Here is a 6,858-nt window from a genome sequence, read left to right as displayed (position 1 = left end):
TTACCAACAGTGGCAGTCGTAACACTCTCACCAAGGGCAGGAACTTTAATTTCAACTGGCATCTTCAATCCTTACCTTCTTCAACCTCAGACCAGCAGGTTATTGCCCCTGCCGGTTGTTTTCGCGCCGCTATAATACGGCAGGCAATGTCATCAGCTTCAGCACTAAGACCTTTATTTTTTAAGGCCCAGCGCTCTTTCCACCAGGTCAGTCTGCTCAACCGCATGTATACGGGCGAGGCCTGTAGCAGGGCTGGCAGCAGCGGCACGCCCGACATAAACAGGACGACCGGCTTTATGTTTTACCAGAGTAAGAGCACTCTCTATCCGACGGTCAGCAAAGAGCCATGCCCCACCGTTCTCTGTTTCTTCCTGACACCAGATGACCTCTGCATTCGGATAACGCTTAAGCTCTTTTGCCAGTGCTGTCTCAGGGAAAGGATAGAGCTGCTCAAGGCGTACGATGGCAACGTTATCAAGCTCTTTGTCACGGCGTTCGGCCAGCAGGTCATAATAAACCTTACCTGAACACAGAACAACGCGCTCGATATCTTTGTCAGCGGCGAGTTTATCCACCTCGCCAAGCACAGCCTCAAAGCGTGTACCCGGGCCAAAGTCAGCCAGCTCAGAAACTGCAAGTTTATGCCGCAGCAGAGATTTAGGCTCCATCAGGATCATCGGCTTACGATAATCCAGCTTCAGCTGACGACGCAGGGCATGGAAGTAATTTGCCGGGGTCGTTATATTGCAGACAAACATATTATTTTCTGCACAGAGCTGAAGATAACGCTCAAGCCTTGCAGAAGAATGTTCTGGCCCCTGCCCTTCATACCCGTGAGGCAGCAGCATAACGAGACCAGACATACGCAGCCACTTTGTCTCGCCTGATGCAATAAACTGGTCAATAATAACCTGAGCACAGTTTGCAAAGTCACCGAACTGAGCTTCCCACAGCACCAGAGCCTGAGGGTTTCGCAGCGAATAACCATACTCAAAGCCCAGAACACCATATTCTGAGAGGAAAGAGTTCCATATCTCAATCTGCGCCTGATCATCGCAAATATTATTGAGCGGGGTATAGGTTGTCTGGTTATCCTGGTCGGTTAATACAGCATGACGCTGACTGAAGGTACCACGCTGGCAATCTTCACCGGAGAGACGCACACGATGTTTTTCAAGCAGAAGAGAGCCAAAGCCCAGAGCCTCGCCGGTTGCCCAGTCAAAACCCGTACCATTTTCAAACATATCCGCTTTTGCACGGAGCTGACGGGCAATTTTTGAGTTAACGTCAAAACTCTCAGGCGTTGTCGACAGTGCTGCACCGATAGTTTTCAGCGTATCAAGAGCAATACCTGTTTCAGGATATACATCCTCAGCTTTACCAGAGGGAGCATGCAGCCCGAGCCATGATCCTTCAAGCCAGTCAGCCTTATTCACTTTATAGGACTGAGCAGCCTGATAGTCGGCATCAAGCTTGCCTGCAAAAGCATCCCACTGCGCTTTTACTTCGTCATCTGTGACAACGCCGGCAGCAACCAGACGCTTTGCATAAAGCGCATGAGGCGTTTCATGCTCAGCTATGGCTTTATACATAACCGGCTGCGTAAATGTCGGCTCATCGATCTCGTTATGACCGTGACGACGGTAACAGACGATATCAAGCACGATATCGCTGGCAAAAGCCTGACGGTAATCTTCAGCCAGGCGAGACGCATAAATAACAGCTTCGGCATCATCGCCGTTCACATGCAGGACCGGAGCCTGAATAGCTTTTGCAACGTCTGTATTATAGATACCTGAGTGAGCATTTTCCTGATTAGTTGTGAAACCAATCTGGTTATTCACGACCATATGAATGGTACCACCGGTGCGGTACCCTTTCAGGCGGGACATGGAGAGGGTTTCGTAAACTATACCCTGACCCGCAAAAGCCGCATCACCATGAATCACGATACCCATATGGGCAGAACGATGTTCTGTATCGCCGGTATCATCCTGAATAGCGCGGACCTTACCACAGACAACCGGATCAACGGCCTCAAGATGAGAAGGATTAGGCTGGAGCGTAATATGAACGGAGTGACCATCAACTTCGATATCAGTTGATGAGCCCAGATGATATTTTACATCACCCGAACCGGCGACATCATCAGGTTTAAACGCACCGCCAGAGAACTCATTAAAAATGGCAACATATGGCTTACGCACGATATTCGCCAGCGTATTCAGACGACCACGATGCGCCATACCGATCGTGACAGACTTAACACCCTTGCCTGCAGCACGGTTAATGATGGCGTGGAGTGACGGGATAGAAACCTCACCCCCTTCAAGGCCAAAGCGTTTAGCACCGACATAACGTTTCTGGCAGAATGCCTCAAAGCCTTCTGCTTCTGTCAGATCTTTCAGGATGAGCTTCTGCTCATCAGCTCCGGGGCCACTTTGCCAGTTATCGCCTTCAAAGCGCTTGCGAAACCACTCACGTTCTTCATGACTGCGTGCATAGGTGTATTCGGCACCAATGCTATGGCAGTAAACAGAGCGTAAAGCTGCAACGACATCACCAACTTTAGCAGATGGTCCCTTCAGCAGGGGTTCGAGCAAGGCACCAACATAAACCACAAGGCTCATGTCTTTTTTGCTAAAGCCATAGGTCGCAGGGTCGAGCTCTTCATGTGGCTGAGGCACCTTCAGACCCAGCGGGTCAAGGTTTGCCTCCATGTGGCCATAAGTGCGGTAAGCACGTACCAGGCGGGCAAGAGCCAGACTATGCTGCGCTGAAAGACCATCGGCCGCACCGGCACCTTTTGCAGGTGCTTCAGGCTCTTCGCCCGTAATCATAGAAGCATGAGGGGCCCATGAGGCTCCCGCTGCATCTTTCAGAACCGCAGCTTCTTCCTCTTCAAGAGAATCAAACAGCTGCGCGAAAGAAACATCCACACTTTTATGATCCTGAACCCACCGTGCATATAAATCCGCAAGGTAAGCAATATTAGCCCCGTTAAGAGCCGATGCCAGTGTATCTGAAGCTGTCATATCACTCTGACTCCTGCCAGCCTGAATTGTACCTCACCAGGCGGCTTCGTAATGTTTTCTTCACAGACATAATACAGAGTACCATCGCTTTCACATCGCCACAGCTCCACAGAGGAACTGCCGCACTATAATCACGCGACACCCTCTGACTGACTGTTTTCTCCGACATCATGCCCTGTGCACTCTCTCATCTCTGTGACGTCATATTTTTAGCTGAACAAACTCAGCCCACATGTGGTTTTGCTAAACCGCGGCCGCAGCAGGGACAAGATACCTGGCTGTCACGCTCTAGAGAGCACTATGTGCTGCACGCGCAGCCTGAGCGCCCCGTTCAAGCCAGCTTTCGCTGCCCATCTCAGCAAGACGTGATGCAGTACGGGCAAACGCATCAGCGCCCTCACCTGTCGTGAACAGTTCATCGGGGGACGCTTCAGCCGACACAAACAGCAGATTTCCGTTGTCGTACAAGGCATCTATCACTGTAATGAAGCGCCTGGCGAGATTCGTTTCCTCATCTCCGATCACACGCACATCATCTATGAGAATAACGGGGAACTGCTTTGCAAGAGCGATATAATCACCCGGTCCACGCGGCTGTTCACACAAAGAAGTGAAGGAGAAACGGGCCACTGAACCAGCCGCCTGATCCACCTCAAACGTACGCCCGCTCAGCTGAATGGTATAAGGTCTGGCTTCCTGCCCGGCTGCATATTTTTCAAAAATTTCATCAAGACATTTTTTTGCCTGAGAGTCGGCCGGTGTAATCCAGGTCGTCTGCTCCTGCTGCCGGCCTCTGCGATAATCACGCGGAGAATCAAGCTCGACCGTATCCAGCTCGCGATGAATAATGGCAATGAAAGGTTTAAAGGCATCCGCACCAGGACGATTCTGAAACAGCTCACCAGGCACTGTGTTCGAAGTGGTGACAATTATCACACCTTCGGCAAATAATGCCTCAAACAAACGCCCCAGAATCATAGCATCAGCGATGTCATTAATCTGGAACTCGTCAAAACATAAAAGATCAACGCGCGAAGCAATATTTTTTGCAAGAGGTGGTATAGGGTCAGCCATATTGGGGTGGCTGCGCTTCATGTCATAAAGTGTTTTGTGTACATCCTGCATGAAACGCAGAAAGTGAATACGCTCTTTACGCTGCAGCGGCACACACTCAAAAAACAGATCCATCAGCATGGTCTTGCCCCGGCCAACACGCCCGACAAGGTATAAACCGCGCGGACGTTTAACCTGTGGCTCAGGCTTAACGCGGCGCAGCAGACCTGTCAGCAGCCCGGGCCTGGGTGCAGAGCGCCTGGGCGGCAGATTGCCCAGCTGCATCCACAACTGATTAAAGGATTTAACAACCCGCTCCTGATCCGGGTCAAACCTGAGCTCACCTGACGCGAGACGCGCCTGATAAGCTGCCAGAGGCCCCTGTCTTTGCAAAACTGAGGAATCAATTACATTTGAGTCATTCATACCCAACGCCGATAGCTGGGAGAGGGCCTGTTCTGCAAGGGGACAAATAGGACCTAACTATGTCGTGACCGGTTTTTTCTCCCGCATACCTCGGCTTATCCACTTCTTCTTATTCTGAGGGCGCTAAAGGCAGGTCAGGTAACCCGTGCCCGCCAGGAGCCATAACCCAGGGGCGCTTACCCTGAGCATCACGCCCTGAGCGTACCCTCAGAGTATGAGACCCGATGAAAATGGTTTGTGCGCCCTGCCGCCAGGCCGTAAAACGATCAAGCCTGACAGGCGCATCAGGGCAGTTACCCCTGAGTGGTGCTGCGCTGATAATAACATCCATTCCGCCACATGCTGCAGCGGTCAGCTGCGCACTATTCGCTGCACTGCGCAGGTCTATAAGAATCGCCTTATCATGCGCCATCAGCACGCACACACCAGGCCCGCTATCCTCACCGCATATAAGCCTGCCTCCCGCCCCCTCCCCCTGCTGAGGGAAAGAATCTACCGCGCTGACAGCAAGCTGCTGTCGCCAGGCCCGGCTCACCCATGCGGCATCATGCGCATGCCCGCCCAGCCATAAAGCACTGCCAGACCTGACCCCCACCATCCCTCCGTCGGAGCTGATAAGAATATCAGGCTTTGCCACAAACAATGATGATAACAGCCCGACACACAAGGGCAGACACCCCAGTAAGCGCCAGCGCTGCCGCCACAGGCACAGCCAGCATAACCCGAGCAGCACAAGGCACAGCCCCCGGACGGACATACCAGAAAAAGTCATATGCGCTGCCGGCCATGATGCCACCACCCCGGCAATCAGCATTGTCAGCTTTATACCCCACCCCATGGGTACCAGGGCCAGCCCCTCAAGATGAAAAGGCAGCAGCACAAAGGTAACGAGCCCCCAGGGCATAATCCAGACCGCCATCAAAGGTACGACTATAAGATTTGCGATCAGAAAATAGGGCTGAATTTCACCAAAATGTGCCATTACAACAGGCAGGGCCGATAACCCGGCCAGTAAGCTGGTAATGCAAAGAGCCATACCGTGCCCGGCCAGTCTGTGCCCGATACGTGCCAGATTATTGCTGACATAACGTGCACGATAAGCAGACAGCTCTGGCCCCAGCACTTCATAACCTGCAATAAGTGCCATCACAGCCATAAATGACATCTGAAAAGCCGCTGTCAGTAAAAATTCAGGATGCCAGACAAGCAGAATGGCAGCTGCCAGAGCCAGCCCGCGCATCGACATAACCCGTCTGCCCAGACACAACCCTGCCACAGCAACTGACGCCATTATCAGACTGCGCATAACCGGCACATGTAAACCGGTTATCACAGCATAGGCCCCGCCACCCGCCAGGGCGATGCATGCGGCAATTGCCTTACAGGGCCAGTACAGCGCAGCTCTCTCCCACAATACCAGAGCAAAACGTGACAGCCAGAACAGCACCATCATCACCAGGCCAAGATGCAGGCCCGCAACGGATAGAATATGAGCAAGCCCGGCTGCGGCAAACTGCTCCCTGACCACGGAAGGAATACTACCGGATTCGCCGACAAGCAGTGTTGCTGCAACAGCCCCGGCACTGCCAGGCAGAGCTGCGCGAATACGTGCGCTCCACGCCACACGCAAAACCTGAATCGCTTCTCCTTCATGCAACAAAGACACTGAACTGTGCCCCAGACGCTCTGTCTGGCGCAGTGCACGCCCCGTTCCTGCCACATCAGCAAACCAGAACTCACGCTGCATATCCCTGCCATCAGGAAAAGAAGGGAACGGTGGCGGCAAAAGCAAAGCCTTCACCCGCACCTGATCACCCGCAGCAAGGACAACAGGATCATCTTCACGCAGTTTGAGACGTATAATACGCTGTAACGGAGGCATTCCGTCATCATAGAATGTGTCAAAACGTGCCTCTGCCAGTTCGGCACTGCGTATGTGATGACCATCACGCTGCATGTCACTTACATGCCTGACGACGGCGGTTATCTCTGTTGCGCGACGGGGAAGCTCAGGCATGGGCGTATGCGCATGCCCGGCACTCCACGCAGCCATAAATCCTGCCGCCACTGACGCACAGACACCACCTGACAGGCGGCACCACACATTCAGCCAGCCTCGCCACATTAACACCCACCCGTTCAAAATAACGGCAAGCGGCACCCACACGCCCGGCAACGCAGCAGGTTCATAGCTCAGAGAAAAATACCACGCGATGCCCAGAGCCAGACAAACGGGCACCCACACAATAAAACGACGCTGTTCAGCCAGCAGACATTCTGTCACTCTGCCTTTCATCGCTGCCATAGTGCAGAATGCGCGATAAGCTGTCAGCACATATGGCTC

3 protein-coding genes are annotated in these 6,858 nt (G+C 52.8%); all 3 read right to left on the bottom strand.

Features of this window, described 5'->3' with window-relative positions:
* Positions 1 to 173: 173 nt before the first annotated feature.
* Positions 174 to 3,035 (bottom strand): 2-oxoglutarate dehydrogenase E1 component, encoded by a 2,862-nt coding sequence (locus HK11_RS03890; protein WP_086554029.1) that lies wholly within the window; start codon positions 3,033 to 3,035, stop codon positions 174 to 176.
* A 288-nt stretch (positions 3,036 to 3,323) separates the two neighbouring features.
* Entirely contained in the window at positions 3,324 to 4,514 is a 1,191-nt protein-coding gene (zapE, locus tag HK11_RS03885) for a cell division protein ZapE (protein WP_086554028.1), read from the bottom strand.
* 109 nt (positions 4,515 to 4,623) lie between these two features.
* A complete protein-coding gene (locus tag HK11_RS03880) occupies positions 4,624 to 6,849 on the bottom strand; it encodes a ComEC/Rec2 family competence protein (protein ID WP_233133295.1) in 2,226 nt (741 codons plus the stop codon).
* Positions 6,850 to 6,858 lie beyond the last annotated feature (9 nt).

The organism is Acetobacter sp. DmW_043 (assembly GCF_002153485.1).
Lineage (GTDB): Bacteria > Pseudomonadota > Alphaproteobacteria > Acetobacterales > Acetobacteraceae > Acetobacter > Acetobacter thailandicus.
The sequence above is the reverse complement of the archived record's forward strand: the minus strand, read 5'-3'. Positions and strand labels throughout refer to the sequence as shown.